Here is a 25,405-nt window from a genome sequence, read left to right as displayed (position 1 = left end):
CCTGCTTATCGCACAGGCACTGCCGCATTTTTCTGCACCGCAGCCAAGGAAAAGCTTGCAAGCCCCGTTCCAGCCTTCCTAATCTGGCCTCACAAGCACGCAGGTTTTCTACGCCGCATCGAAGGCCTGCAAATTACGTGCGCATGGTAGAGCGGCAGGTCATCAACATGGACATTGGCTTTCTTCTCAACGGAGAACCGGTCCGGATCCGCCCAGAGCCCCCGACCCGAACCCTGCTCGACTGGCTGCGCGACGCGCGTGGCCTCACCGGCACCAAGGAGGGCTGCAACGAGGGCGATTGCGGCGCCTGCACCGTGATGGTGCAAGACGAGACCGGCATCCGGGCGCTCAACGCCTGCATCCTGTTCCTGCCGCAGCTCGACGGCAAGGCAGTGCGCACCGTCGAAGGCCTCCGCGCCGACGACGGCGGGATGCACCCTGTGCAACAGGCCATGGTCGCGCATCACGGCTCGCAATGCGGCTTCTGCACCCCCGGCTTCATCGCCTCGATGGCGGTCTCGCACGCCAACGGCCAGACCGATCACGCCGACCGCCTTGCCGGCAACCTCTGCCGTTGTACGGGATACGCGCCGATCCTGCGCGCCGCCGAGGCCGCCGAAACGGCCCCGATCCCGCAGTGGGTCACCACGGATGCGTCTTCTGGCCAAGATTCTCCCGGGGGAGGCGGCGGGGGCAGCGCCCCCCTCCTGCCGGAAACCTCAGACGACCTGGCCGAACTTTACGCCGCCACTCCCGACGCCACCCTGATCGCCGGCGCCACCGACGTCGGTCTCTGGGTCACCAAACAGCTCCGCCAGCTCGACCCGGTGATCTTCCTCCACAAGGTCCGCGACCTTCAGGAGATCGAGGATTGGGGCGACACCCTCAGGATCGGCGCCGGCGTCACCATCGCCCGGCTCTGGCCGCTGATGGCCGATCTCTACCCCAGTTTCGGCGAGCTGCTGCGCCGCTACGGTTCGGTACAGGTGCGCGAGGCCGCCACGCTCGGCGGCAATATCGCCAATGGCTCGCCGATCGGTGACAGCCCGCCGCCCCTGATCGCCCTCGGCGCCCGGCTGCACCTGCGCCGCGGCGACACCCGCCGCGACATCGCGCTCGAGGAGTTCTTTCTCGACTACGGCAAGCAGGACCGCGCGCCCGGCGAGTTCGTCGAGGCGGTCACCCTGCCCAAGCGTCAGCCGCAGATGCGCTGCTACAAGATCTCGAAACGCTTCGACCAGGACATCTCCGCGCTCTGCGCCGCCTTCAACGTCACGGTCGAAAACGGCCAGGTCACCCGGGTCCGCACCGGCTTTGGCGGCATGGCCGGCATCCCGAAACGGGCCCCGGCCTTCGAGGCCGCGCTCACCGGTCAGGACTGGTCCGAAGACAGCGTGAAGGCGGCCGCCGCAGCGCTGGAAGAGGACTTCGCGCCGCTCAGCGACATGCGCGCCTCGGCCCAATACCGGATGGCGGCGGCGAAAAACCTCGCCCTGCGCTATTTCCACGAGATCGAGGGCGCGGAAACCTCCGTGCTGAAGGTGCAGCCATGAGCGTCGCAAAACCCCTGCCGCATGATGCCGCCGGCCTGCATGTCACCGGCGCCGCGCGCTATGTCGACGACATCCCCACCCCGCGCGCCACGCTGCATCTGGCCTTTGGCCTGAGCACCATCGCCAAGGGACGCATCACCGGAATGGACCTCGCAGAGGCCCGCGCCCTGCCCGGCGTCGTCGCGGTGCTGACCGCGCAGGACCTGCCCTTTGCCAATGATGTCTCGCCGTCGATCCATGACGAGCCGCTGCTGTCTGACGGCACCATCCACTACCTCGGACAGCCGCTCTTTCTCGTGGTGGCCGAGAGCCATCACACCGCCCGCCGCGCCGCGCGTCTCGGCCAAATCGAGACCGAGGAAGAGACCCCGCTGCTCACCATCGAGCAGGCGCTCGCCGCCGACAGCCGCTTCGAGGACGGCCCGCGGATCTATGCCAAGGGCGACGCCGCCACGGCCATCGCCGGCGCGCCGCATCTGCTCAAGGGCAGCCTCACCATGGGCGGACAGGAGCATTTCTACCTCGAGGGCCAGGCCGCGCTGGCCCTGCCGCAGGACAATGGCGACATGCTGGTGCACAGTTCCACCCAGCACCCGACCGAGATCCAGCACAAGGTCGCCGAGGCGATCGGCCGCCCGATGCATGCCGTCCGGGTCGAGACCCGGCGCATGGGCGGCGGCTTCGGCGGCAAGGAAAGCCAGGGCAATGCGCTGGCCGTCGCCTGCGCCGTGGCGGCGGGGCTGACCGGCCGCCCCTGCAAGATGCGCTATGACCGCGATGACGACATGATCATCACCGGCAAGCGCCATGATTTCCGCATCGACTACGAGGTCGGTTTCGACGACACCGGCCGCATCAGGGGCGTCGATTTCGTGCAATACGCCCGCTGCGGCTGGGCGCAGGACCTCTCGCTGCCGGTGGCCGACCGCGCCATGCTGCATGCCGACAACGCCTACCTGCTCGACCACGCCCGGATCGAGAGCCACCGGCTCAAGACCAACACCCAGAGCGCCACCGCCTACCGCGGCTTCGGCGGCCCGCAGGGCATGCTCGGCATCGAGCGGGTGGTCGATCACATCGCCCATCACCTGGGGCTGGACCCGCTCGAGGTGCGACGGGTGAACTACTACCACCCGCCCGCCCGGACAGGCCCCGGCACCGGCCAGCCCTACTCCGGCCCGCAAACAGGCCAAGGCCACCGCTACGCCGCGCCCGGCCCGGCCAGGGCGCCGCAGGAAGACCTCGCCTCGCGCGGCGCTGCCAGCAATGTCGCCCCGCCTCGGGTGCCGGAGCCGCCGAAGGGCGCGCAGACCACGCCCTATGGCATGGAGGTCACCGACTTCATCCTGCACGAGATCACCGACCGGCTGGCGGAGCAGTCCGACTACACCGCCCGCCGCGCCAAGGCTGCCGAATGGAACGCCGCCAACCCGATCCTCAAGCGCGGCATAGCTCTGACGCCGGTCAAGTTCGGCATCTCCTTCACGCTCACCCACCTCAACCAGGCCGGCGCGCTGGTGCATGTCTATCAGGACGGCTCGGTGCACCTGAACCACGGCGGCACCGAGATGGGCCAGGGCTTGTTCCAGAAGGTGGCGCAGGTCGCCGCCGCGCGCTTCGGCTTGGCCGTAGACGCGATCAAGATCACCGCCACCGACACCGCCAAGGTGCCCAACACCTCCGCCACCGCCGCCTCCTCGGGCTCCGATCTCAACGGCATGGCGGTCAAGGACGCCTGCGACAAGATCAGGCAACGGATCGCCGAACACCTCTCCGAATTGCACCAGCAGCCGGTCGAGAGCGTGCGCTTCGAGGACGGCCGCGTGCATGTCGGCGGCGAGACCCTGAGCTTTGCCGAGGCCGCCCAGCTCACCTATGAGGCGCGCATCAGCCTCTCGGCCACCGGCTTTTACAAGACGCCCGATGTCGCCTGGGACCGGATCAAGGGCCGCGGTCGGCCGTTCTTCTACTTCGCCTATGGCGCCGCGGTGACCGAATGCGTGATCGACACGCTCACCGGCGAGAACCGCATCCTGCGCACCGATATCCTGCATGACGCCGGCGCCTCGCTGAACCCGGCGATCGACATCGGTCAGATCGAGGGCGGCTACGTGCAGGGCGCCGGCTGGCTGACCATGGAGGAACTGGTCTGGGACGACCGCGGCGCGCTGCGCACCCATGCACCCTCGACCTACAAGATCCCCGCCTGCCCCGACACGCCCGACATCTTCAACGTCGCGCTCTGGGAGGGCGAGAACCCGGCCGAGACGATCTACCGCTCCAAGGCGGTGGGCGAGCCGCCCTTCATGCTCGGCATGTCGGCCTTTTTCGCCCTGTCGGACGCGGTTGCCGCCTGCGGGCCGAAGTACCCCGACCTCAAGGCCCCCGCCACGCCGGAAGAGATCCTGCGCGCGGTGGCACGGGCGCGCGGATGAGCGACTGGATCCGCATCACCGTGACCGAGGCCCGCGGCTCGACCCCGCGCGAGCCCGGCACCGCGATGCGGGTCTGGGCCGAGACGCAGGAGGGCACCATCGGCGGCGGCACGCTGGAATGGCAGGCGACGCAGACCGCCCGGCAGATGCTGGCCGAGGGCCACGATCACGCCCAACGCCGCATGGCGCTCGGCCCCGACATGGGCCAGTGTTGTGGCGGCGCGGTGACGCTGGAGTTCATCCGCAACGCATGTGAGCCCCCCGGCGAGACCGCCGAACTGTGGCTCTGGGGCGCCGGCCATGTCGGCCGCGCCATCGCCGCCACCATGGCCCCGCTCGGTGATCCGCGGATCACCCTGATCGACACCAGCGCCGCCCGCTTGCCCGATCCGCTGCCCGCAGGCGTCACCCCGCTGATCGCCGCCGATCCGCTGCGCGCGGTGCGCCATGCCCCGCGTGAGGCCGGCCACATCATCGTCACCTTTTCCCATGACCTCGACCTCGCGCTCTGCGATGCGTTGCTGGGCCATGGGTTTGCCAGCTGCGGGCTGATCGGCTCGGCCACCAAATGGGCGCGGTTTCGCAAACGACTTGCCGCCTTGGGGCACAGCGCCGCACAGATTTCGCGCATTGCCTGCCCGATCGGCGATCCGCGCCTCGGCAAACACCCCCAGGCAATTGCGATCGGCGTGGCGGCCCGCTATCTGGCCCGGGCTGCCCGGACCGCAGAATCCGCCGCCCCCAAGGAGAGACGCGCGTGAGAGAAACCCTGTTGCAGATCAACGGCCTGACCAAGGCCTACCCCGGTGTGGTGGCCAATTCCGACGTCTCCTTCGACATCGGCCGCGGCGAGGTGCACGCGCTTCTGGGCGAGAACGGCGCGGGCAAATCCACCCTGGTCAAGATGATCTACGGGCTCGTGAAACCCGACAGCGGCCACATGACCCTGAACGGCACCGGGTTCGCCCCGCAAGACCCGCATGCCGCCCGCGCCTCGGGCGTCGCCATGGTGTTCCAGCACTTCTCGCTCTTCGAAGCGCTGACCGTGGCGGAAAACGTCGCGCTGGGCATGGAGAACCCGCCGAAACCGCGTGACCTGGCACGGCAGATCCGCGAGGTCTCGGAGACCTACGGCCTGCCGCTCGACCCCGACCGCACCGTCGGCGGGCTCTCGGCCGGCGAGCGCCAGCGGGTCGAGATCATCCGCTGCCTGCTGCAAGACCCGAAACTTCTGATCATGGACGAGCCGACCTCGGTGCTGACCCCGCAGGAGGTGGAGATCCTGTTCCAGACCCTGCGCAAGCTCTCGGCCGAGGGCACCGCCATCCTCTACATCTCGCACAAGCTCGAGGAGATCCGCAGCCTCTGCGAGACCGCCACCATCCTGCGGCTGGGCAAGGTGGTCGACACCTGCGACCCGCGCGAGGCCACGGCCCGGCAGCTGGCCGAACTGATGGTGGGCGCCTCCTTCGACGCGGTCACCCGCGAACCGCGCACCCCCGGCGCGGTGCGGCTGGCGGTCAGACATCTCTCGGCCCGCTCGCCCAATGCCTTCGGCACCGCGCTCAAGGACATCTCCTTCGAGGTCCGCGCCGGCGAGGTTCTGGGCATCGGCGGCGTTGCCGGCAATGGCCAGGACGAGCTTCTGGCCGCGCTCTCGGGCGAGATTATTACCGCCGCCGACATGGTGCATTTCGACGGCACCCCGGTGGGCCAGCAGGGTCCCGAGGCGCGCAGGACCGCCGGGCTGCTCTCGGCCCCCGAGGAACGGCTCGGCCATGCCGCCGCGCCCGACATGAGCCTGACCGAGAACGCCGTGCTCACCGCGGCGGCGCGCGAGGGGCTGATGAAGAACGGCTTTCTCGACTGGCCCGGCGCGCGCAGCTTTACCGAGAAGGTGATCAAGGCCTTCGACGTCCGCACCCCCGGCCCCGGCACCGCGGCGCGCGCGCTTTCTGGCGGCAACCTGCAGAAATTCGTCATCGGCCGCGAGGTGATGCAGCGCCCGCAGGTGCTGGTGGTCAACCAGCCAACCTGGGGCGTCGACGCCGCCGCCGCCGCCGCGATCCGCCAGGCGCTGCTGCATCTCGCCGCCGAGGGCGCCGCCGTGGTCGTCATCAGCCAGGACCTCGACGAGCTGATGGAGGTCGCCGACCGGTTTGCCGCGCTCAACGAAGGCCGGCTCTCGGACATCCGCCCGGTGCAGGGCCTGACGGTCGACGAGATCGGCCTGATGATGGGCGGCGCGCATGACATGGAGGTGGCCCATGTCGAGGCCTGACCCCCGCGCCTTCATCTTGCCAGGTAAACTCTCGGGGGCCCGGGGGCAGACAGCCCCCGGTCCGACGCCCGCCACAGCCACGCCGCCCGGAGGTCGCGCATGATCCATCTCGTCAAGCGCCCGCAGCCCTCGCGGCTCTGGACCGCGCTCACCCCGCTGCTGGCGGTGATCCTCACCATGATCGTCGGCGGCATCATGTTCGCCGCCTTGGGCAAACCGCCGCTCGAGGCGATCCGCACGATCTTCTGGGATCCGCTGTTCCACCCGCAGTTCGCCGCCTATTCGCGACCGCAGCTCTTGGTCAAGGCCGGGCCGCTGATCCTGATCGCCATCGGCCTCTCGATCGGCTTTCGCGCCGGCATCTGGAACATCGGCGCCGAGGGGCAATACATCATGGGCGCGATCACCGGCGCCGGGGTCGGGCTGGCGTTCTATCCGCTCGACAGTGTCATCGTGTTTCCGCTGATGGTGATCGCCGGCGCGCTGGGAGGCTGGGCCTGGGGGATGATCCCGGCGCTTCTGAAGGTGAAATTTGGCACCAACGAAATCCTGGTCTCGCTGATGCTGGTCTATGTCGCCGAGGCCTGGCTGGCCTCGGTCTCCTCGGGCCTCTTAAAAAATCCCGAGGGCCGCGGCTTCCCCGGCTCGCGCAATTTCCAGCAATGGGAGGCCGGCGCCAATACCGAGGTGATCGCCGGCACCGGCATGCATTGGGGTGTGGTGGCGGCCTTCGTGGCGGTGATCTTCGCCTATGTGCTGCTGACCCGCCACATCCGCGGCTTCCACATCCGTCTGACCGGCGAGGCCCCCCGCGCGGCCCGCTTTGCCGGGGTCAACCCGGCGCGGGTGGTGATCTTCTGCCTCGGGCTCTCTGGCGCGCTGGCCGGCATGGCCGGGCTCTTCGAGGTCGCAGGCCCGGCCGGGCAGATCACCATCGATTTCAACTCGGGCTACGGCTTCACCGCGATCATCGTGGCCTTTCTCGGCCGGCTGCACCCGGTGGGCATCCTGCTGGCCGGGCTGCTGATGGCGCTGACCTACATCGGCGGCGAGCTGGCGCAGCTGATGCTCGGCCTGCCGGGCGCCTCGATCCAGCTGTTCCAGGGGATGCTGCTGTTCTTCCTGCTGGCGACAGATGTGTTCACCAACTACCGGATCCAGCTGGGACAGGGCAAAGCGGCATGACATATCACCGGCATTTTTCATCCAGGGACTGGCGGTTTCGGAGTATCCTTTTCACATTTCACGAAAGGATTGCCGAAAATGCCACGTCTGACACAGCTTTGCCTTCTGCTCTATCTTCTGCCCGCCGCGCTCCCGGCGCAGACTGCCCCCAGCCAATGGACCTGCGAAATGGGCTTCCAGAACACCGCGCCGAACGTGCCCGCCAATGCGGTGGGCGCGCAATTCTAGATGGCGCTCTACACCAACCAACAGGCCGAGGGTCAGGGGCTCGACATGTCCGGATCCGGCCAGTTTCCGTTCAGTTTCCAGGGCCAATGGCAGGTCAACGGGCGTCAGATCGTTGTTCAGGGCTCAAAGTCCGGTGGTGTGGGCTTTGCACCGACAAGCTTTTTCTTCCAGTCGGCCTTCATATCCGAGGGCGAGATGGCCTTCACCCACCATTACGACAACGGTCAGGTGTATGCCTCGCGGTGCCTCCGTATCGGCTAGCCCCCGGGCCGCGCCGGACTGACCTTCAAGGAGCGGCATGATGGATTTCGGCGCAATCAATCCGGTGCTTCTGGTCGCCTCGCTCATGGTCTCGGCCACCCCGATCCTGCTCGCCGCCATTGGCGAGCTGGTGGTGGAGAAATCCGGCGTCCTCAACCTCGGCGTCGAGGGCATGATGATCACCGGTGCCGTGGTGGGCTTTGCCGTGGCGATCAACACCACCAGCCCGGGTCTCGGCTTCGTTGCCGCCGCCCTGGCCTCGGCGGTGCTGTCGCTCAGCTTTGGCGTGCTGACCCAGTTCCTGCTGTCGAACCAGGTGGCCACCGGGCTTGGCCTGACGCTGGTGGGTCTCGGCCTGTCGTCGCTGATCGGCAAGCCCTACGAGGGGATGAAATCCCCCACCCTGCCGGATCTGCATCTCCCGCTGCTGGCCGATATCCCGTTCTTCGGCCCGATGCTCTTTCAACACGACCTGATGGTCTATTTCTCGATCGCCCTCGTTGCCGCTGTCTGGGCGGTGCTGAAATTCACCCGCGCCGGGCTGATCCTGCGCGCGGTGGGAGAGAGCCACGATGCCGCCCATGCGCTGGGCTACAAGGTGGTGCGCATCCGGCTGCTGGCGATTGCCTTCGGCGGTGCCTGCTCCGGTCTCGGCGGCGCCTACCTCAGCCTCGTCCGGGTGCCGCAATGGGTCGAGGGCATTACGGCAGGTGCCGGATGGATCGCGCTGGCCATCGTGGTCTTTGCTTCGTGGAAACCCTGGCGGGTGCTGATCGGGGCCTACCTGTTTGGCGGCGTCACCGTGCTGCAACTGAACCTGCAGGCGGCGGGCACCAAGCTGCCGGTCGAATACTTGTCGATGTCACCGTATCTGATAACAATTCTCGTGCTGGTCGTCATCTCCGCACGGGGCTACCACGGCGCGCCGGCCTCGCTCGGCCGCCCGTTCCACGCCTCGCATTGAGGCCAAATTCAAAAGAAGACTCAGGGAGTTAACAAATGGACCGCAGAACACTTCTCACCGGCGCCGCGCTGGCGCTCGGCTTGGCCGGGACCGCCATGGCGCAGGACGACAAGACCAAGGTCGGCTTTGTCTACGTCGGACCGATCACGGATGGCGGCTGGAACCAGGCACACCATCATTCCGCCACCGAGATGCAGGAGCATTTCGGAGACAAGATGGAGTTTGTCTATCAGGAATCCGTTCCCGAGGGGGCTGACAGCGAGCGTGTGATGACCCAGATGGCGCTTTCTGGAGCCGACATCATCTTCACCACCTCCTTCGGCTATATGGATCCGACGATCAACGTCGCCAAGAAGTTCCCGGACGTGAAGTTCGAACACGCCACTGGCTACAAGCGCGCCGACAACGTCTCGACCTATTCGGCCCGGTTCTACGAGGGCCGTGCCATTCAGGGGCTGATCGCCGGCCACATGACCAAGACGAACAAGATCGGCTATATTGCCTCCTTCCCGATCCCCGAGGTCATCCGCGGCATAAACTCGGCCTATCTCCACGCCAAGGAGGTGAACCCCGATGTCGAATTCTCGGTGATTTGGGCCTACACTTGGATGGACCCTGCAAAGGAAGCGGATGCTGCCACAGCACTGATCGAACAGGGTGCCGACGTGATCCTGCAACACACCGATTCTACCGCGCCGCAGGCCGCGGCGCAGAAGGCCGGCAACGTGATCACCTTTGGCCAGGCCTCCGACATGGCGGAATATGCGCCGATGCCGCGAGTCTCCTCGATCATCGACGACTGGACCCCCTATTACATCGACCGCGTGCAGGCGGTGATGGACGGCACCTGGGAGAGCATGGACACCTGGGACGGCATCGGCCCGGGCATGGTCGGCATCGGCGAGATCACCGATGCGGTGCCTGCCGAGGTCAAGGAGGCGGCTCTGGCGCTCAAGGACCGGATCGCCAGCGGCGACTACCATCCCTTCACCGGACCGATCAACAAGCAGGACGGCACGGCCTGGCTGGCCGAGGGTGAGGTCGCTGACGACGGCACCCTGGCGGGGATGGATTTCTACGTCGAAGGCCTGACCGGCGAGATCCCCAACTGATCGCTCTCCGAAGCTGACGGGAACCCCCGCCGCCGGGCGGGGGTTCTCTCCTTGTCGCGCATCCCGTGATGCGCCCTGACAAGAGGTTGACCATGTCCCGGACCCCGATCGTCTATCACATCCCCGTCTGCCCGTTCTCGCAACGGCTCGAGATCATGCTCGACCTGAAAGGCGCGCGCGATGCCGTCACCTTTCAGGTGGTCGACATCACCAAGCCCCGCGACCCCGCCCTGCTGGAAAAGACCCGCGGCACCACGGCGCTGCCGGTGCTCGAGATGCCGGATGGACAGATCGTCAAGGAAAGCCTCGTCATCCTGCGTTACCTCGACGAGGTCGTGGGAGACAGGCCGCTGCGCCGGGCCGATCCGCTGGAACATGCGGTGGAATCGATGCTGATCGCCAAGGAAGGCAGCTTCACCATGGCCGGCTACAGCTTCGTGATGAATCAGGACCGCGACAAGCGGGCGGCGCATGTGGAGAAGATGCTGGGCCTCTACCGCGAGATCGACGCCTTCCTGCGCCATGAAGGGCGCGGCGACGGGCCTTGGCTGTTCGACGATTTCGGTCTGGCCGAGGCGGTCTTTACGCCGATGTTCATGCGCTTCTGGTTCCTCGAGTATTACGAAGACTTCGACGTGCCGGCGGTGGCCGAATATGCCCGCGTGCGGCACTGGCGCGAGGCCTGCCTGGCGCATCCGGCGGCACAGCAGGTCAGCCGCGAGGAGATCGTGAAGCTCTATTACGATTACGCCCTCGGCGCCGGCAACGGCGCCCTGCCGGAGGGCCGCCAGGTGTCCAGCTTTGCCTTCGAACCGGACTGGCAGGCGCGGCCCTGGCCGCCGCGAGGCAAGTACGACACCCATGCCAGCGACGCGGAGCTTGGCCTGAAGGCGGCCTGACGGCCGGGATTTCCCGCCTGCACTCTCGCTTTTTCGGTCCGCCCCTCTATCGTTGCGCCAAGGGAGGACCGACATATGCGCAAACTTCAGGCCCAGGGCGTTCATCACATCACGCTGATCGGGGCAGACCGGCAGACCAGCCTCGACTTCTGGGAGGGGGTGCTGGGGATGCCCTTCATCTTCGACCAGCCCAATCTCGACAACCCCGACGAAGGGCATCTCTATTTCGATCCCGGCGACGGGCGTCTGATCACCATCTTCAGCAACGAATCGCGCAAGCCGGTGCATGACCGCACGCCCACCGATCCCGGCTGCGTGCATCACCTGGCGTTCAACGTCTCCAAGGCGACGTTTTCGCAGGCGGTCGAGCGGCTCGATGCGCGCGGGATCAAGCACTCCGGGGTCAAGGACCGCGGGTTCATGGATTCGATCTATTTCAAGGATCCGCTGGGGCTGCTGATCGAACTGGCCTGCTACCGGTTCGAGCCGCCGATGGGCTGCTCGCATGCGGACGTGATGATCGAGGCGCATCGTCTGCGGGTCGACCGGGGCGACGGCCATATCGCCGAGGTGCATCTGGCCGACGCCATCGAACTTCTGGTCGAACGGCGGCAGCAATCTCTGAGCGACGACCGCGCAGCCAAGAACCCCTACAGCGGCCGCTAGCAACTCCCGTTCCGGCCGCCGCGCCGAGACCTCAACGCCAAAGACGCAGCCCCTACCGCGTCCCGGACCTGATCCGGGGCCTCCGAGCCGGCAATAGACACACCGCGTCCCGGACTTGATCCGGGACCTCCTCGCAGCCCAGAATGCCTCCGCGCCGGGACCTCCAGGCAGCAAACCGGGAGGCCCCGGATCAAGTCCGGGGCGCGGGTCAGATCAGCCGGCGAACTCCGACGCCGCATAGCCCTGCAGGTAAAGCAGCGCCGTCAGGTCGCCGTGGTTGATGCGAATGTCGCATTCCGCCGCCACCGCCGGCTTGGCATGCAACGCAACGCCCGCGCCGGCCCGGTGCAGCATGCCGAGATCGTTGGCGCCGTCGCCCACCGCGATCACCTCGGCCTCGGAAATCCCCAGCCGCGCGGTGATCTCTTCCAGCGCCTGCACCTTGGCCTCGCGCCCGAGGATCGGCCGGCCGACCTCGCCCGAGAGCGCGCCCTCGACAATGGTCAGCGTGTTGGCGCGGTTCTCGTCAAACCCCAGCTGCTCGGCCACCCGCGCGGTAAAGGCGGTGAACCCGCCAGAGACCAGCGCGCAATAGCCGCCCCGGGCCTTCATCGTCGCCAGCAGCTGTTTGCCACCGGGCATCAGGGTGATCCGGGTCTCCAGCACCTGTGCGATGATCGCTTCGGGCAGACCCTTGAGCAGCCCGACCCGCTCGGTCAGCGCGCCTTCGAAATCCAGCTCGCCGTTCATCGCCCGCGCGGTGATTTCCTTGACCCGATCGCCGACCCCGGCCTCCTCGGCCAGCTCGTCGATGCACTCCTGCTGGATCATCGTGCTGTCCATGTCGGCCAGCAGCATCTTCTTGCGCCGCCCCTCGGCGGGCTGCACCACCAGATCGATGCCCAGCACCTGCATCTCCTCCCAGACCTGCCAGCGATTCTCCGGCACAGTGTCGAGCGAAAACTCCGCAGCCTCGTCGGGGGCGAGCCACTGCAGGGCGCCACCGCCCCAGGCATTGCGCAGCGCCTCGGCGGCGGCGGGGTCCAGCTGGCCGGGTCTGGCGATCAAAGTGGTGACATACATGGCGGCACTCCTTGGTTGCGGCCTGCCCCTACCGCACCGCCGCGCGAAACGCCACTGCCTCCTGAGGTTTCCGATCGGAACCCCGCCGCGACGGATCCGGTGCAGAAAAGGTCGCGGCGGCGCAATTTCCTGTTGCCGGACGCGCCGGCGGGCCGTATGTCCGGCGGCGGGACACCCCTCCCCAACGAGGGGCGCTTATCTGGAAGGGTAGCTATATGGCTATGCAAGAACCGGCGTCGCACGATCTCGTGCGCAAACCTGACACGCGGCCGACCAACCCGCGTTTCTCCTCTGGCCCCTGCGCCAAAATCCCCACATTCGAGCTGACACAGCTGTCCGACGCGCCCCTGGGCCGCTCGCACCGTGCCGCCGTGGGCAAGGCAAAGCTCCACGCCGCCATCGAGGAAACCCGCGACATCCTGGGCATTCCGGCCGACTACCGGATCGGCATCGTGCCGGCTTCGGACACCGGTGCCGTCGAAATGGCGATGTGGTCTCTCCTGGGCGAACGCCCCGCCACCATGGTCGCCTGGGAAAGCTTCGGCGCCGGCTGGGTCACCGATGTGGTCAAGCAGCTCAAGATCGACGCCGAGGTCAAGACCGCCGACTATGGCGAGATCGTCGACATGGCCGCGGTCGACTATGACACCGACGTCGTCTTTACATGGAACGGCACCACTTCCGGCGTGCGCATGCCCTCGGGCGAAGCGATCCCCGCCGACCGCGGCGGCCTGACCATCTGCGACGCCACCTCGGCGGCCTTCGCGCAGGACCTGCCCTGGGACAAGCTCGACGTCACCACCTTCTCCTGGCAGAAGGTGCTGGGCGGCGAAGCGGCGCATGGCATGCTGATCCTCAGCCCGCGTGCGGTGGAACGGCTGGAAAGCTACACCCCGGCCTGGCCGCTGCCGAAGATCTTTCGCCTGACCAAGGGCGGCAAGCTGATCGAGGGCATCTTCAAGGGCGAGACGATCAACACCCCGTCGATGCTGGCGGTCGAGGATTACCTTGTGGCGCTCGACTGGGCGCGCTCGGTGGGCGGGCTCGACGGGCTGAAGGCCCGCGCCGATGCCAACGCACAGGCGATCTGGGATTTCTGCGACGCCAACGACTGGATCGCCAACCTGGCCGCCGACCCGGCGACCCGCTCGAACACCAGCGTCTGCCTCAAGTTCACCGACGCCCGCATCACCGACGGTGCAGGGTTTGCCAAGGCGGTGGCCAAGCGGCTGGAAGCCGAGGGCGTGGCGCTTGACGTCGGCGCCTATCGCGACGCGCCGGCTGGCCTGCGCATCTGGTGCGGTGGCACGGTCGAGACGGCGGACATCAAGGCGATGCTGCCCTGGCTTGCCTGGGCCTACGAGGCGACGCTCGCCGAGCAGTCCGAGGCGGCCTGACCCGTGCCGGTCGATCCCGTTGTTCCACGGCTCCTCGAGTTCGTGCGCAGCATCGGGATCGAGGTTCGGGACCGCACCCTGGCGCACAAGACCTTTCTTCCCGGTCTTGATATCCAGAACGGCGCCCTGATCGTCGACCACGGCCGCCTCGCCTATCCCGGAGACATCCTCCACGAGGCCGGTCATATCGCGGTTGCCGACAAAGAGCGCCGGATGCAGCCTGTTCTGAAGCCCACCAAGGCCGAGGAGATGGCGGCCGCCGCATGGTCCTACGCCGCGGTGTGCCACCTGAACCTGCCGGTCAGGCTGGTCTTTCACGAGCACGGCTACAGCGACGGTGCCGACGCGATGATCGAAGCCTATTCCAACGGCATCGGTCCCGGTCTGCCCCTGCTGATCTGGTTCGGAGTGACCGCCGATCCGCACGGCCGGCAGCCCGGCACCGCCACGCGGCCCTATCCCGAGATGGATCGCTGGCTGCGCTGACATCACACTGGGCCCGCCCGGACGGGCGGCCTCTTCCACCTCACATCAATCCGACCTCCCCGGCCCTGCCGGACATCAACAAGGGATCCGCCCCATGACCGCCCCCAAAGTTCTCATCTCCGACAAGCTTTCCGAAGCCGCCATCCAGATCTTCCGCAACCGCGGCATCGAGGTGGATTTCCGCCCCGACCTCGGAAAGGACAAGGACAAGCTCGCCGAGGTGATCGGCGACTATGACGGTCTCGCCATCCGCTCGGCCACCAAGGTGACCGAAAAGATCCTCGAGAGCGCCACCAACCTCAAGGTGATCGGCCGCGCCGGCATCGGCACCGACAACATCGACAAGCCCGCCGCCTCGAAAAAAGGCGTGATCGTGATGAACACGCCCTTCGGCAACATGATCACCACCGCCGAACATGCCATCGCGATGATGTTCTCGGTCGCCCGGCAGATCCCCGAGGCCAGCGTCTCGACCCATGCCGGCAAGTGGGAAAAGTCCAAGTTCATGGGCGTCGAGCTGACCAACAAGACCCTCGGCGTGATCGGCGCCGGCAACATCGGCGGCATCGTCTGCGACCGCGCCCGCGGCCTCAAGATGAAGGTCGTGGCCTTCGACCCCTACCTGAGCCAGGACAAGGCCGACAAGATGGGCGTCGAGAAGGTCGAGCTCGACGAGCTGCTGGCGCGCGCCGATTTCATCACCCTGCACGTGCCGCTGACCGATGGCACCCGCAACATCCTGAGCCGCGAGAACCTGGCCAAGACCAAGAAGGGCGTGCGGATCATCAACTGCGCCCGCGGCGGGCTGGTCGACGAGGCGGCGCTGGCCGATGCGCTGAAAGAGGGCCATGTGGCCGGTGCGGCCTTCGACGTCTTCTCGGAAGAGCCGGCCACGGAGAACCCGCTTTTCAACCTGCCCAACGTGGTCTGCACCCCGCACCTCGGTGCCGCCACCACCGAAGCGCAGGAGAACGTGGCACTTCAGGTCGCCGAGCAGATGTCGAACTACCTGCTGACCGGCGCGGTCGAGAACGCGCTCAACATGCCCTCGGTCACCGCCGAGGAAGCCAAGGTCATGGGCCCCTGGGTCAAGCTGGCCGGTCACCTCGGGTCGTTCATCGGCCAAATGACCGACGAGCCGATCAAGGCGATCAACATCCTCTATGACGGCTCGGTCGCCGAGATGAACCTGGCGGCGCTGAACTGCGCCACCATCGCCGGCATCATGAAGCGCGCCAACCCCGAGGTGAACATGGTCTCGGCGCCGGTGATCGCCGAGGAGCGCGGCGTCAAGATCTCGACCACCAACCAGCACAAGTCCGGCGCCTTCGACGGCTACGTGAAGGTGACCGTGGTGACCGACAAGCGCGAGCGGTCGATCGCCGGCACGGTGTTCTCTGACGGCAAGCCGCGGTTCATCCAGATCAAGGGCATCAACATCGACGCCGAGATCGGCGAACACATGCTCTATACCTCGAACGAGGACATGCCGGGCATCATCGGCACCTTGGGCCAGACCCTGGGCGAGAACGCCGTCAATATCGCCAACTTCACCCTCGGTCGCCACGACAAGGGCGGCGAGGCGATTGCCCTGCTCTATGTCGATGGCGTCGTGCCGACCCCGGTGCTCGACAAGCTGACCGCCACCGGCATGTTCCGGCAGGTCAAGCCGCTGCAGTTCGAGGTTGCCTGAGCCGGTTTTTCCGGCCCTATGAATACCGAGAAACGCCGCCCTTTCCGGGCGGCGTTTCGTCTCTGCTCTGCTAGTCTGGCCGCACCAAAGGGGGTCCCCGTGTCGCGACCGCGTGCTGCCACCGTTCTCAGACTGCTCGTCCTGATCGCCCTGCTGGTGCTCGCCAACCGCTACCTGCAGGCCTTCTTTGCCATGCTCGAGGCGGACCTCGCCGCCGCCGATCCGCGGATGCTGCGCCGGTTGGTGGTTAGCGCGCTGCTGCTCTATGCGCTGGCGCTTGCCCTGCCTTTCGTGCCCGGCATCGAGATCGGGCTGATGCTGATGGCCATCGGCGGGCCCGAAATGGGCTACCTTGTCTATCTCTGTACCCTCGTCGGGCTCTGGCTTGCCTTCATTGCTGGCCGGCTGGTGCCGCCGACGGTGCTGGCGCGGCTGGCCGGCGAGTTCGGGTTGCGCCGCGCCCAGGCGCTCTTTCTCCGCCTCGGGGCGCTGCCGCAGGAGGCGGTCTTTCCGGCACTGGTGGCCGCAGCCCCCAACCGCGCCGCGGCGGTGCTCTTGCGCCAGCGCTACCTGGCCCTTGCGCTGCTCTTCAACATGCCGGGCAATATCGTGCTTGGCGGCGGCGGCGGCATTGCCATGATGGCCGGGCTCAGCCGGGTGTTCTCACCGCTGCTGTTTGCCCTGACCACCATGCTCGCGGTGGCGCCGGTGCCGTTGACCATCGCCTTTCTCGGCGACTGAAAACCCAGGTGCGGCCTGCGCGACAAGCTGCTAAGCCTCGCGCAAAAGGGAGCGCGCGATGAAACCGATCTATGCCATCGGCGATGTGCACGGACAGTTTGACATGCTCTGCCGGGCGCTCGAATGGATCGAGGCCGACGGCGGGCCGGACGCGCGGGTGGTCTTTCTCGGCGATCTGGTCGACCGGGGGCCGGACTCCTTCGGCGTGATCGAGCTGCTGGTGCGCGGGCTGGCAGAGGGCCGCGACTGGATCGCGCTGACCGGCAACCATGACCGCATGTTCCGCCGCTTCCTCGAGGACGGCACGCGCCATGACGCCCGCATCCTGTCCGGCAAGGGCTGGCTGCACCCGGCGCTCGGCGGGCCGATGACGCTGGCCTCCTACGGGGTCGACGTCGCCGAGGACCGCCCCGAGGACGCGTTGCTGGCCGAGGCCCGCGCCCGGGTGCCAGAGACCCACAAGCAATTTCTCGCAACGCGCAAGCTGCTGCACCGCGAGCCGGGGCTGATCTTTGTCCATGCGGGCCTGCGCCCCGGCGTGCCTTTGGATCGGCAGGACGAGGATGACCTTGTCTGGATCCGCGACGCATTTCTCGAAGAGACCCGGCCCTTCGAGGCGCTGGTGGTGCATGGCCATACCGCGATCAAGGCGGCGACGCATTATGGCAACCGGGTCAATCTCGACACCGGGGCGGGCTATGGCCGGCCGCTCAGCGTCGGCGTTTTCGAGGGCGAGGCGACCTATACGCTGACCGAGCTGGGCCGCGCCGTGCTTGGCTGATCAGCTGTGATCGACCACCGCCATATGCTGCGCCAGCCGGCCGACCTCGGCCAGCCATTGCGTCACCATCACCGGGTCAGAGGGCGCGGCCTGCACCCCCGCCGACAGCTGCCCCGCCTGTATCGCCTCGACCGCCAGTGACACCGGCACCGAGACCAGACGCGCCATGGCGCTGTCGCGGGCGTCGCCCCAGGCGTCCATCACATGGGTCTTGTGCCAGACCGGCCCGCTGGCATCTGAGGCCGAGAGCGAGACGCACATGACCACCCGGTCGGGCTCATCCGAGGAATAGGCATGCTCCGCCCAGAGCCTGTCGGAGAGGTTGCGCAGCCGGTCCTCGCCGGCGGTCTCGACCTCCTCGAACACCGGTTGCCAGGCCGCGGCCCAGCCATTCAGCCGCAGGGTGCCGCGCACGAAGCTCTCGACCCGCCAGGTCGGATCGAAGCGGTATTCCTCGATGAACGGCAGGCTGTCGCGGTTGGGATAGACCTCGAAGGTCTCCGGCTCGGGCAGCGGCGCGCGGTACTGGCCGAGCGCCTCCCAGGGCCGGTCGACCTTGTAGGGGCGGTAGTCGCGGATCGATTGCGACGGGCTGTTCAGCGCCTTGAGCACGCCCAGCGGAGACCAGGAAAACTTGTAGCGAAACGCGGTCGGATGCTTCGGGATGCCGCCGCAATAGCTGTGAAAGTTCAGCGCATTGGAGGCATCGCAGCGCGGGCTGGCGCGATAGTCCGAGACCAGCGCATGAGCCATCAGGTGATCGATGCCGGGGTCAAGCCCGACCTCGCCCACCAGGCTCACCCCCTTGATCTGCGCCTTGGCATGCAAGGCCCGCATCTGCGGCGTGATATAGCTCGACGAAACGAAATGTGCGCCGCGGGCCAGCGCCAGCTCGGCCAATGGCACGTGCCAGTCGCCGGGCAGCATCGAGACGATGACATCCTCGGGCTGCACCGCGTCGGCAAGGCTGTCGCGGTCGAAGGTCCTGATCCGGTCGGTCAGATCACCCACCGCCGTGCGCGCCTTCTCTTCGGTGCGGTTCCAGACGGTGACGGCGTGGCCCGCCGCGATCAGCCGCCGCAGGCCGGGAATGGCAGACAGGCCGGTGCCGCACCAATGGATCGTCATCTGCTACACCTCGCTGACATGCCGGTCGAACCTTGCCTTGGCGCGACCCCAGACGCCAGCCTCGAGATCGCCCAGCGCCCTGAGCGAGGGCAGCAGCTGCGCGGCGTAGTCCTGCGAGCTCTCGACCGGCAGCATCGACGGCAGGTTGTCGATCGCGGTGACGTCGAGCGGCGGGTCGTCATGCACCCGCAGCGCCGGGACGCTCCAGGTGGTGGTGCGGTCGTAGACCTTGATGGGGGAGAAATCGCTGTCGGGATCGCAGGCAATGTCGCCGATCACACGCAGCCGGCGCGGCGCGGTCTTTGCCTCGGCCGGCACGAAGACCGGGGTGCCGGGGCGGGCGAGGATGCAATTGAGGAATATATCGTGGTCGAGCACCTCCGGGAACGGCCCGCCATGGACGGTTTCCGCCATGTCCCAGCCGGTGACGCGCACCCCCATGGCATCGCAGAGATCCGCCGCGCCACTGCCCACGCGGCCCAGCGCACCGATCACGGTGGCATCTGGGCGCGGCTGGCCGGTGAGCGACAGCGCCTCTTCCAGCTCGGCCTTCAGATGCCCGGCCGACGGGTGGGTCGCCACCGGGCCACAGATCCCGCCCGCCTGCTGCGCCGCCCAGCACCGAAGCGCCACTGCGGCACCGGCAAACCCCGCCCAGTAGCCAAAGGCCGCGACCCGCCGGCCGGCGTCGTCGACGAGGTATTCGAGGTCATAGAGCGTGCCGCCGCCCGCCTTGAAGCGCCGCAGCAGCACCTGCCCCGCCGGCTGGCCCTTGTAGGCGTGGCCAAAGAGGATGTGACGATGGGTGAGCGGCGTGCCGTCTTCGGGAAGCTCCTTGAGGCCGAAGATGATCGCCTCTGCCGGCGCCTCGGGCCAGCTGTTCTCGGCCGCGATCTCGCAGCCCGCGTCGCAGTAGCCGTCGATCGGGATGGCGCGGACCGAGCTTTCCTCGACGGTCAACCGCAGGCCCGCCGCCAGCAGCTCTGCCGCACCCTCAGGCGTGAGGCCCACCCGTTCCTCGTTGGCGCGTTGCTCGGCGCGGACCCAGAGATGTGTCATGGCCTCTCCTTGGTTAGACGTCAGCGCCTGCGCGCGGTCAGATGAACGTTCGCGCATGCGCACGGTCGGGCGCCGCCAGGTGCGGCACCGCATTGTAGACCGAAAGCATCAGGTGGCCGTGCACATATTCGATCTCGGTCACCGAAGAGTTGCGCAGCAGGAACATCAGCCGCGTCATCTCGGGGATCTCGAGCCGCAGCACCTGCCGCAGCACCATGGAGATCAGCCCGCCAGAGGTGATCACCAGCGCCCGGCCGCCGGCGTTGAGGATGTCATCGACCGCGCCCTGCGCCCGCCCTTCGAAATCCGCGAACCGCTCCGGCGCGTCGGCAAAGGCATCCTCGCGCCAGAATTCCATCAGTCGGGGGATGTTGCTGGCGAACTCCTCGGGGCTTTGCGGCGCGGGCAGGTCCTTTTCCAGCTCGGCCAGCCGGGCGAGGGTGAAATAGTCGAACTCGTTGAGCCGCGGGTCGATCTGCGGCGCCGTGTGGCCCATGCCGCGCGCGGTCGCCAGGTGGCGCGACATGTCGCCGGCCCAGACGTGATCGAAGCTGGCCTGGGTGTCGCGCAGGTACTGGCCGAGCCAGCGGGCCTGCTGGCTGCCGAGATCGGAAAGCTTGTCGTAATCCGCGGCCGTTGTGGCGTGGGTGTTGGCCTGTCCGTGGCGGATGAGGGTGATGTGGGTCATGCGGGGCCTTTGCGCAGTTTTCTTTCTGAGTAGCGGGCCTTGGCGCCGGGGGGAAGTGCGGGAGCCTCCGAACGGGCGGAGCCCCGGGCAAGATGAAGGGGGAGCGTCGCGTCCCGCCCGCAAGTGGCAGCAATAGGGGGCGGGAGGTCTCTATCGGAAACACGGCGCGCCGCATATTCCGTGGCAGGTGTCGGGATTGACCCTGACCCCGGGTCGCGATCATGGTCTAACCCAGCGGAAGACGGGAGACCTTACGCATGTCCGACACGATCCGATTTACCCTCGATGGCCGCGAGGTCGAGGCGCAGCCCGGTGAAACCATCTGGGAGGTGGCCCATGGCCGCGGCCTGGTGATCCCGCATCTGTGCCACAAGCCGGCCCCGGGCTATCGCCCCGACGGCAACTGCCGCGCCTGCATGGTCGAGGTCGAGGGCGAGCGCACGCTGGTGGCGTCGTGCATCCGGGAGCCTGCCGAGGGAATGAAAGTCACGACCGATTCGGCTCGGGCGCAATCGGCCCGCAAGATGGTGATCGAGATGCTGGTGGCCGACCAGCCCGAGCGCGCGGCGGCGCATGATGCCTCCTCGCATCTCTGGGACATGGCCGATCAGGCCGGCGTTTCCGAGAGCCGGCTGCCGACGCTGGAGGCCGGGCGGATTCCGCTGCTCGATGACAGCCACGTGGCGATGCGGGTCAACCTTGATGCCTGCATTCAGTGCAACCTCTGCGTCCGCGCCTGCCGCGAGGTGCAGGTCAACGACGTGATCGGCATGGCGGGGCGCGGCCATGATGCCTATCCGGTGTTCGATTTCGACGATCCCATGGGCGAGAGCACCTGCGTCGCCTGCGGCGAATGCGTGCAGGCTTGCCCCACCGGCGCGCTGATCGAGGCCTCGGTGGTCGATGACGCCCAGATTGGCGACAGCGCCGATTTCGACCAGGAGGTGCGCTCGGTCTGCCCGTTCTGCGGCGTCGGCTGCCAGGTCTCGCTCAAGGTCAAGGACGGCCGCGTCAAATATGTCGACGGGGTGAACGGCCCGGCCAACGAGGGGCGGCTCTGCGTCAAGGGGCGCTTCGGCTTCGACTACATCCACCACCCGCACCGGCTGACCAAGCCGTTGATCCGCCGCGCCGATGCGCCCGAGAAGGGGTTGAACGTCGATCCGGAGAACTGGCAGGCGCATTTCCGCGAAGCCTCCTGGGAGGAGGCGCTCGACGCGGCCGCCAACGGGCTGAAGGGCCGCGGGCGCGAGGTGGCGGGCTTCGGCTCGGCCAAATGCACCAACGAAGAGGCCTATCTGTTCCAGAAGTTCATCCGGCAGGGCTTCGGCCACAACAACGTCGATCACTGCACCCGGCTCTGCCATGCCTCGAGCGTCGCAGCGCTGATGGAGAACGTGGGCAGTGGCGCCGTGACCGCCACCTTCAACGAGATCGAAAACGCCGATGTGGCGATCGTGATCGGCGCCAACCCGGTCGAGAACCATCCCGTTGCCGCCACCTTCTTCAAACAGTTCACCAAGCGCGGCGGCAAGCTGATCGTGATGGACCCGCGCGGCGTGGGCCTGAAGCGGCACGCCAGCCACAGGCTGCAGTTCCGCCCCGGCACCGATGTCTCGATGCTCAACGCGATCATGCATGTGATCGTCGAGGAAGAGCTCTATGACCGGCAGTATATCGAGGCCTTCACCGAAAACTGGGAGGCCGAGAAGGCGCATCTGGCGCAGTTCCCGCCCGAGAAGATGGCCGAGGTCTGCGGCATCGAAGCCGAGGTGCTGCGCGACGTGGCGCGGACCTTTGCCGGCGCAAGAGCGGGGATGATCTTCTGGGGCATGGGGATTTCGCAGCATATCCACGGCACCGACAATTCGCGCTGCCTGATCAGCCTCGCGCTGATGTGCGGCCATGTCGGCCGGCCGGGCACCGGGCTGCACCCGCTGCGGGGCCAGAACAACGTTCAGGGCGCCTCGGACGCCGGGCTGATCCCGATGTTCCTGCCGGATTACCAGAGCGTCGAGGATGACGGCGTGCGCTCGGCCTTTCAGGAGATCTGGGGCGACGCCGACCTGCCGGCGCAGAAGGGGCTGACCGTGGTCGAGATCATGGACGCGGTGCACGACGGCCAGATCAGGGCGATGTACATCCTCGGCGAGAACCCGGCGATGTCGGACCCGGACGTCGAGCACGCCCGCGACGCGCTGGCCAAGCTCGACACCCTCGTGGTGCAGGACATCTTTCTGACCGAAACGGCGAATTACGCTGATGTGATCCTGCCGGCCTCGGCCTTCTATGAAAAGACCGGCACCGTCACCAATACCAACCGGCAGGTGCAGATGGGCCGGCCGGCCGTCGCCCCCCCGGGCGAGGCGCGCGAGGACTGGGCGATCACGGTGGCGCTGGCGAAACGCTGCGGGCTGGACTGGACCTATGACAGCCCGCGCGCGGTCTTCGACGAGATGAAGCTCACCATGAAGTCTCTGGCCAATATCACCTGGGACCGGCTCGAGGCGGAGAACGTGGTGATGTACCCCTCGTTGTCGGCAACCGATCCGGGCCAGCCCGTGGTCTTTGCGGACGGTTTCCCGCGCGCCGAGGGACGGGCCAAGTTCACGCCCGCCAGTATCGTCGCGCCGGATGACGTGCCGGATGCGGAGTATCCGATGATCCTGACCACCGGGCGGCAACTGGAACACTGGCACACCGGCTCGATGACCCGGCGGTCGCGGGTTCTGGACGCGGTGGAGCCAGAGGCCAACTGCTCGCTGCACCCATCGACCCTGCGCAAACTGGGTGTGGAGCCCGGCGGACTGGTGCGGCTGACCACCAAGCGCGGCACGATCACGGTGATGGCGCGGGCCGACCGGGCGATTGCGCCCGACATGGTGTTCCTGCCCTTCGCCTATGTCGAGGCGGCGGCGAACATCCTGACCAACCCGGCGCTCGATCCCTGCGGCAAGATCCCGGAGTTCAAGTTCTCGGCGGTCAAGGTGGAGAAGGCCGAAGGCACGGTGGCGGCGGAGTAGCGGCGCGATTGTCTTTGCGCCGGTCCGCCCCTAGGGTCGGCGCATGTTTCAGCGCCTCAGGGATATCGGCTATCAGGTCGCCGCCACCAACCATGCGGAGGCCATCGTCGCGCATGATTTCCCCGAGGAGATCGCCGAGCTTTGCGGCGCGCTCGAGAGCTTCCGGATCTCGGCACAGGACCTGATCGCCTCTGGCGGCGGCGAGGCGGGCTCGACCCAGCGGCTGCGCCGAGACCTGGCGGCCAAGGGCTGGCACAAGCACAACTTCATCCAGCGCGCCACCATCGACGGCATCGAGCGCGAGGCGATCAGCCACGAGATCGACCACGTGCGGCGCGGCCGCAACGGCACCGTCGCGCTGGAGATCGAGTGGAACAACAAGGACCCGTTCTTCGACCGCGATCTCGAGAATTTCCAGCGGCTGCACGCGCTCTCGGCGATCAGCTTCGGCGTGGTGGTGACCCGTGGCGCCTCGCTGCAGGAGGGGATGACCGATCTGGTGATCGCCGGGCTGGCGGCCGAGGGGGTGGACAGCGAAGAGGGGCTGGCGGTCTTTGACATGAAAGAGCGCACCGCCCGGCAGCGTGAGATCGTGACGCGGCTGATGCGCACCGGGCTGGGCTACCGGGCGGCCTTTGCCAAGGCCTTCGTGGCCGACAAGTTCGGCACCGCCAGCACACATTGGGACAAGCTGCAGGACCGGGTGCGGCGTGGCGTCGGCAACCCCTGCCCGCTGATCCTGATCGGCATCGGGGTGGAGCGGGTGACCTTCGACGAACCGGCGCGCCAGATCGAACAGGGCTGGCTCTGGCCGGAGGATGAGGCGTGAGGGGGCCGCGGGCACAGATCGCGCCCCGCCAGCGATGAGGTCCCGGATCAAGTCCGGGACGGGAGATCATGCGGCGGCACCCGAGAGACGAATGACCTTCGGCGGAACAGCGCGATCAACCAAGACTGTCTGTGGGCGGAGTACGCGGCGGAAGGGCCGGCCCGCACTGTCGCCGCCCCGGACCTGATCCGGGGCCTCTTCGCCCGACAGGAGGTCCCGGATCAGGTCCGGGACGCGGGATCACTCGGCGGCGACCGAGGAGTTGTAGGAATAGGTCTTCCAGTCGGGCTTGTAGTCGTCGCTGGCCTGGTTGCCCCAGACCGTCCAGCCCTCGCGCACGCCGCGACCGAAGAGCTCGAGATAAGGCCCCCAGCTGCACTCCTGGATCAGCTCGTACTGCTCGTCGGGTTTGCGCGAATGCTCGCGCTTGCGGGTCTGGATCATGTTCACCTGGCGCCGGCCGGGCGGCAGGGTGCGGGCGTTCTTGCCGCGCACGCCGAACAGCACGATCTCGGTCACATTGCGGAAATAGAACCCCACCCCGCGCCCGTCAGAGCCGCCGTCCTTGCGGATCTTGTGCCAGATCAGGTTCGACTTGTACTCGAAGCCCCAAGCCTCGAGCACCCGCAGACCATCAGGCAGCAGCGCGTTCGGCACCCAGAGATAGCAATGTGCCGCATCCATCAGGTGGTCGGCCACCGGCAGCGCGCAGATCGCATCGAGATCGAGCGTCGGATAGCGCGCCAGCCGCTTGTGTTCGGGCGCGACCTTGCCGGTGCGGTTGGTGAACCGCCAGGGCGGGTCGGCCAGCACGGTGCCGAATGTCTGGCCATCCAGGAATCCCGCCAGATCTTGAGCTGCTTCGTTTTGCATATCGCACATGTTGCGTATCCCGTCCCCGTGACGCAAGCGA

At 67.2% G+C, this 25,405-nt stretch carries 23 protein-coding genes; 18 read left to right on the top strand and 5 right to left on the bottom strand.

Annotation, left to right across the window (positions count from 1 at the left end):
• Window positions 1-167 precede the first annotated feature (167 nt).
• The 11 genes from xdhA to VOI27_RS16080 all read left to right on the top strand — a co-directional run bounded on the left by xdhA (window position 168) and on the right by VOI27_RS16080 (window position 11,584).
• Window positions 168-1,553 carry a xanthine dehydrogenase small subunit gene (gene xdhA / locus VOI27_RS16130; RefSeq protein ID WP_323766392.1) on the top strand — a complete coding sequence of 462 codons (1,386 nt, stop codon included), beginning with the start codon at window positions 168-170 and terminating at the stop codon, window positions 1,551-1,553.
• On the top strand, window positions 1,550-3,988 hold the full coding sequence (gene xdhB, locus VOI27_RS16125; RefSeq protein ID WP_323766391.1) for a xanthine dehydrogenase molybdopterin binding subunit: 2,439 nt from the start codon (window positions 1,550-1,552) through the stop codon (window positions 3,986-3,988). The genes xdhA and xdhB overlap by 4 nt, the downstream gene beginning before the upstream one ends.
• Complete coding sequence (gene xdhC / locus VOI27_RS16120) at window positions 3,985-4,749, top strand: xanthine dehydrogenase accessory protein XdhC (RefSeq protein ID WP_323766390.1); 765 nt, start codon at window positions 3,985-3,987, stop codon at window positions 4,747-4,749. The genes xdhB and xdhC overlap by 4 nt, the downstream gene beginning before the upstream one ends.
• Complete coding sequence (locus VOI27_RS16115; protein WP_323766389.1) at window positions 4,746-6,269, top strand: ABC transporter ATP-binding protein; 1,524 nt, start codon at window positions 4,746-4,748, stop codon at window positions 6,267-6,269. Before xdhC ends, VOI27_RS16115 begins: the two co-directional genes overlap by 4 nt.
• A 99-nt stretch (window positions 6,270-6,368) precedes the next feature.
• Window positions 6,369-7,454 (top strand): ABC transporter permease, encoded by a 1,086-nt coding sequence (locus VOI27_RS16110; protein WP_323766388.1) that lies wholly within the window; start codon window positions 6,369-6,371, stop codon window positions 7,452-7,454.
• A gap of 78 nt (window positions 7,455-7,532) precedes the next feature.
• The gene (locus VOI27_RS16105) at window positions 7,533-7,682 is read left to right on the top strand and encodes a hypothetical protein (protein WP_323766387.1); all 150 of its coding nucleotides are present in this window, start codon (window positions 7,533-7,535) and stop codon (window positions 7,680-7,682) included.
• Entirely contained in the window at window positions 7,683-7,943 is a 261-nt protein-coding gene (locus tag VOI27_RS16100; protein WP_323766386.1) for a hypothetical protein, read from the top strand.
• 40 nt (window positions 7,944-7,983) lie between these two features.
• A complete protein-coding gene (locus VOI27_RS16095; protein WP_323766385.1) occupies window positions 7,984-8,907 on the top strand; it encodes an ABC transporter permease in 924 nt (307 codons plus the stop codon).
• 35 nt (window positions 8,908-8,942) lie between these two features.
• On the top strand, window positions 8,943-10,019 hold the full coding sequence (locus VOI27_RS16090; protein ID WP_323766384.1) for a BMP family ABC transporter substrate-binding protein: 1,077 nt from the start codon (window positions 8,943-8,945) through the stop codon (window positions 10,017-10,019).
• 92 nt (window positions 10,020-10,111) lie between these two features.
• Window positions 10,112-10,918: a glutathione S-transferase family protein gene (locus tag VOI27_RS16085; protein ID WP_323766383.1), complete on the top strand. Its 807-nt coding sequence runs from the start codon at window positions 10,112-10,114 to the stop codon at window positions 10,916-10,918.
• Between the two features lie 75 nt (window positions 10,919-10,993).
• On the top strand, window positions 10,994-11,584 hold the full coding sequence (locus tag VOI27_RS16080) for a VOC family protein (RefSeq protein WP_323766382.1): 591 nt from the start codon (window positions 10,994-10,996) through the stop codon (window positions 11,582-11,584).
• Between the two features lie 213 nt (window positions 11,585-11,797).
• On the opposite strand, the gene serB is transcribed toward VOI27_RS16080, so the two are convergent.
• The gene (gene serB / locus VOI27_RS16075; RefSeq protein WP_323766381.1) at window positions 11,798-12,667 is read right to left on the bottom strand and encodes a phosphoserine phosphatase SerB; all 870 of its coding nucleotides are present in this window, start codon (window positions 12,665-12,667) and stop codon (window positions 11,798-11,800) included.
• A 215-nt stretch (window positions 12,668-12,882) separates the two neighbouring features.
• On the opposite strand from serB, the gene VOI27_RS16070 reads away from it, so the two are divergent.
• The 5 genes from VOI27_RS16070 (at window position 12,883) to VOI27_RS16050 (ending at window position 17,765) form a co-directional block, all read left to right on the top strand.
• Window positions 12,883-14,064 carry a phosphoserine transaminase gene (locus VOI27_RS16070; RefSeq protein WP_323766380.1) on the top strand — a complete coding sequence of 394 codons (1,182 nt, stop codon included), beginning with the start codon at window positions 12,883-12,885 and terminating at the stop codon, window positions 14,062-14,064.
• Window positions 14,065-14,067: 3 nt separating this feature from the next.
• On the top strand, window positions 14,068-14,550 hold the full coding sequence (locus VOI27_RS16065; RefSeq protein WP_323766379.1) for a hypothetical protein: 483 nt from the start codon (window positions 14,068-14,070) through the stop codon (window positions 14,548-14,550).
• Between the two features lie 94 nt (window positions 14,551-14,644).
• Window positions 14,645-16,243, top strand: coding sequence for a phosphoglycerate dehydrogenase (serA, locus tag VOI27_RS16060; RefSeq protein WP_323766378.1), 1,599 nt, complete (start codon window positions 14,645-14,647; stop codon window positions 16,241-16,243).
• 99 nt (window positions 16,244-16,342) lie between these two features.
• Complete coding sequence (locus VOI27_RS16055; RefSeq protein WP_323766377.1) at window positions 16,343-16,984, top strand: hypothetical protein; 642 nt, start codon at window positions 16,343-16,345, stop codon at window positions 16,982-16,984.
• Between the two features lie 58 nt (window positions 16,985-17,042).
• Window positions 17,043-17,765: a metallophosphoesterase family protein gene (locus VOI27_RS16050; protein WP_323766376.1), complete on the top strand. Its 723-nt coding sequence runs from the start codon at window positions 17,043-17,045 to the stop codon at window positions 17,763-17,765.
• Here VOI27_RS16050 and VOI27_RS16045 read toward each other — a convergent pair whose 3' ends face one another.
• Genes VOI27_RS16045 through VOI27_RS16035 form a run of 3 tightly spaced genes read right to left on the bottom strand, consistent with a single transcriptional unit; the run spans window position 17,766 to window position 20,640 of the window.
• On the bottom strand, window positions 17,766-18,893 hold the full coding sequence (locus VOI27_RS16045; RefSeq protein ID WP_323766375.1) for a saccharopine dehydrogenase family protein: 1,128 nt from the start codon (window positions 18,891-18,893) through the stop codon (window positions 17,766-17,768).
• A 3-nt stretch (window positions 18,894-18,896) separates the two neighbouring features.
• On the bottom strand, window positions 18,897-19,952 hold the full coding sequence (locus VOI27_RS16040; RefSeq protein ID WP_323766374.1) for a saccharopine dehydrogenase: 1,056 nt from the start codon (window positions 19,950-19,952) through the stop codon (window positions 18,897-18,899).
• A 37-nt stretch (window positions 19,953-19,989) separates the two neighbouring features.
• Window positions 19,990-20,640 carry a histidine phosphatase family protein gene (locus VOI27_RS16035; protein ID WP_323766373.1) on the bottom strand — a complete coding sequence of 217 codons (651 nt, stop codon included), beginning with the start codon at window positions 20,638-20,640 and terminating at the stop codon, window positions 19,990-19,992.
• A 257-nt stretch (window positions 20,641-20,897) separates the two neighbouring features.
• Between VOI27_RS16035 and fdhF the strand changes: the two genes are divergently transcribed.
• The gene (gene fdhF / locus VOI27_RS16030) at window positions 20,898-23,663 is read left to right on the top strand and encodes a formate dehydrogenase subunit alpha (protein ID WP_323766372.1); all 2,766 of its coding nucleotides are present in this window, start codon (window positions 20,898-20,900) and stop codon (window positions 23,661-23,663) included.
• A gap of 43 nt (window positions 23,664-23,706) precedes the next feature.
• Window positions 23,707-24,492: a BglII/BstYI family type II restriction endonuclease gene (locus tag VOI27_RS16025; RefSeq protein ID WP_323766371.1), complete on the top strand. Its 786-nt coding sequence runs from the start codon at window positions 23,707-23,709 to the stop codon at window positions 24,490-24,492.
• Window positions 24,493-24,732: 240 nt separating this feature from the next.
• On the opposite strand, the gene VOI27_RS16020 is transcribed toward VOI27_RS16025, so the two are convergent.
• Window positions 24,733-25,365, bottom strand: a complete 633-nt coding sequence (locus VOI27_RS16020) for an MT-A70 family methyltransferase (protein ID WP_323766411.1) — start codon at window positions 25,363-25,365, stop codon at window positions 24,733-24,735.
• Window positions 25,366-25,405 lie beyond the last annotated feature (40 nt).

Origin of the sequence: Marinovum sp., assembly GCF_034669705.1 — a bacterium.
Taxonomy (GTDB): domain Bacteria; phylum Pseudomonadota; class Alphaproteobacteria; order Rhodobacterales; family Rhodobacteraceae; genus Marinovum.
Note: the sequence above shows the minus strand (reverse complement) of the source record. Positions and strands in the feature narration are given on the sequence as shown.

What these genes read in the sequence shown, in the direction of transcription:
- xdhA (WP_323766392.1), top strand. Translation starts at nt 168, where the DNA reads ATGGACATTGGCTTTCTTCTCAACGGAGAACCGGTCCGGATCCGCCCA.
- xdhB (WP_323766391.1), top strand. Translation starts at nt 1,550, where the DNA reads ATGAGCGTCGCAAAACCCCTGCCGCATGATGCCGCCGGCCTGCATGTC.
- xdhC (WP_323766390.1), top strand. Translation starts at nt 3,985, where the DNA reads ATGAGCGACTGGATCCGCATCACCGTGACCGAGGCCCGCGGCTCGACC.
- VOI27_RS16110 (WP_323766388.1), top strand. Translation starts at nt 6,369, where the DNA reads ATGATCCATCTCGTCAAGCGCCCGCAGCCCTCGCGGCTCTGGACCGCG.
- VOI27_RS16105 (WP_323766387.1), top strand. Translation starts at nt 7,533, where the DNA reads ATGCCACGTCTGACACAGCTTTGCCTTCTGCTCTATCTTCTGCCCGCC.
- VOI27_RS16100 (WP_323766386.1), top strand. Translation starts at nt 7,683, where the DNA reads ATGGCGCTCTACACCAACCAACAGGCCGAGGGTCAGGGGCTCGACATG.
- VOI27_RS16095 (WP_323766385.1), top strand. Translation starts at nt 7,984, where the DNA reads ATGGATTTCGGCGCAATCAATCCGGTGCTTCTGGTCGCCTCGCTCATG.
- VOI27_RS16090 (WP_323766384.1), top strand. Translation starts at nt 8,943, where the DNA reads ATGGACCGCAGAACACTTCTCACCGGCGCCGCGCTGGCGCTCGGCTTG.
- VOI27_RS16085 (WP_323766383.1), top strand. Translation starts at nt 10,112, where the DNA reads ATGTCCCGGACCCCGATCGTCTATCACATCCCCGTCTGCCCGTTCTCG.
- VOI27_RS16080 (WP_323766382.1), top strand. Translation starts at nt 10,994, where the DNA reads ATGCGCAAACTTCAGGCCCAGGGCGTTCATCACATCACGCTGATCGGG.
- serB (WP_323766381.1), bottom strand. Translation starts at nt 12,667, where the DNA reads ATGTATGTCACCACTTTGATCGCCAGACCCGGCCAGCTGGACCCCGCC.
- VOI27_RS16070 (WP_323766380.1), top strand. Translation starts at nt 12,883, where the DNA reads ATGGCTATGCAAGAACCGGCGTCGCACGATCTCGTGCGCAAACCTGAC.
- serA (WP_323766378.1), top strand. Translation starts at nt 14,645, where the DNA reads ATGACCGCCCCCAAAGTTCTCATCTCCGACAAGCTTTCCGAAGCCGCC.
- VOI27_RS16050 (WP_323766376.1), top strand. Translation starts at nt 17,043, where the DNA reads ATGAAACCGATCTATGCCATCGGCGATGTGCACGGACAGTTTGACATG.
- VOI27_RS16045 (WP_323766375.1), bottom strand. Translation starts at nt 18,893, where the DNA reads ATGACGATCCATTGGTGCGGCACCGGCCTGTCTGCCATTCCCGGCCTG.
- VOI27_RS16040 (WP_323766374.1), bottom strand. Translation starts at nt 19,952, where the DNA reads ATGACACATCTCTGGGTCCGCGCCGAGCAACGCGCCAACGAGGAACGG.
- VOI27_RS16035 (WP_323766373.1), bottom strand. Translation starts at nt 20,640, where the DNA reads ATGACCCACATCACCCTCATCCGCCACGGACAGGCCAACACCCACGCC.
- fdhF (WP_323766372.1), top strand. Translation starts at nt 20,898, where the DNA reads ATGTCCGACACGATCCGATTTACCCTCGATGGCCGCGAGGTCGAGGCG.
- VOI27_RS16025 (WP_323766371.1), top strand. Translation starts at nt 23,707, where the DNA reads ATGTTTCAGCGCCTCAGGGATATCGGCTATCAGGTCGCCGCCACCAAC.
- VOI27_RS16020 (WP_323766411.1), bottom strand. Translation starts at nt 25,365, where the DNA reads ATGCAAAACGAAGCAGCTCAAGATCTGGCGGGATTCCTGGATGGCCAG.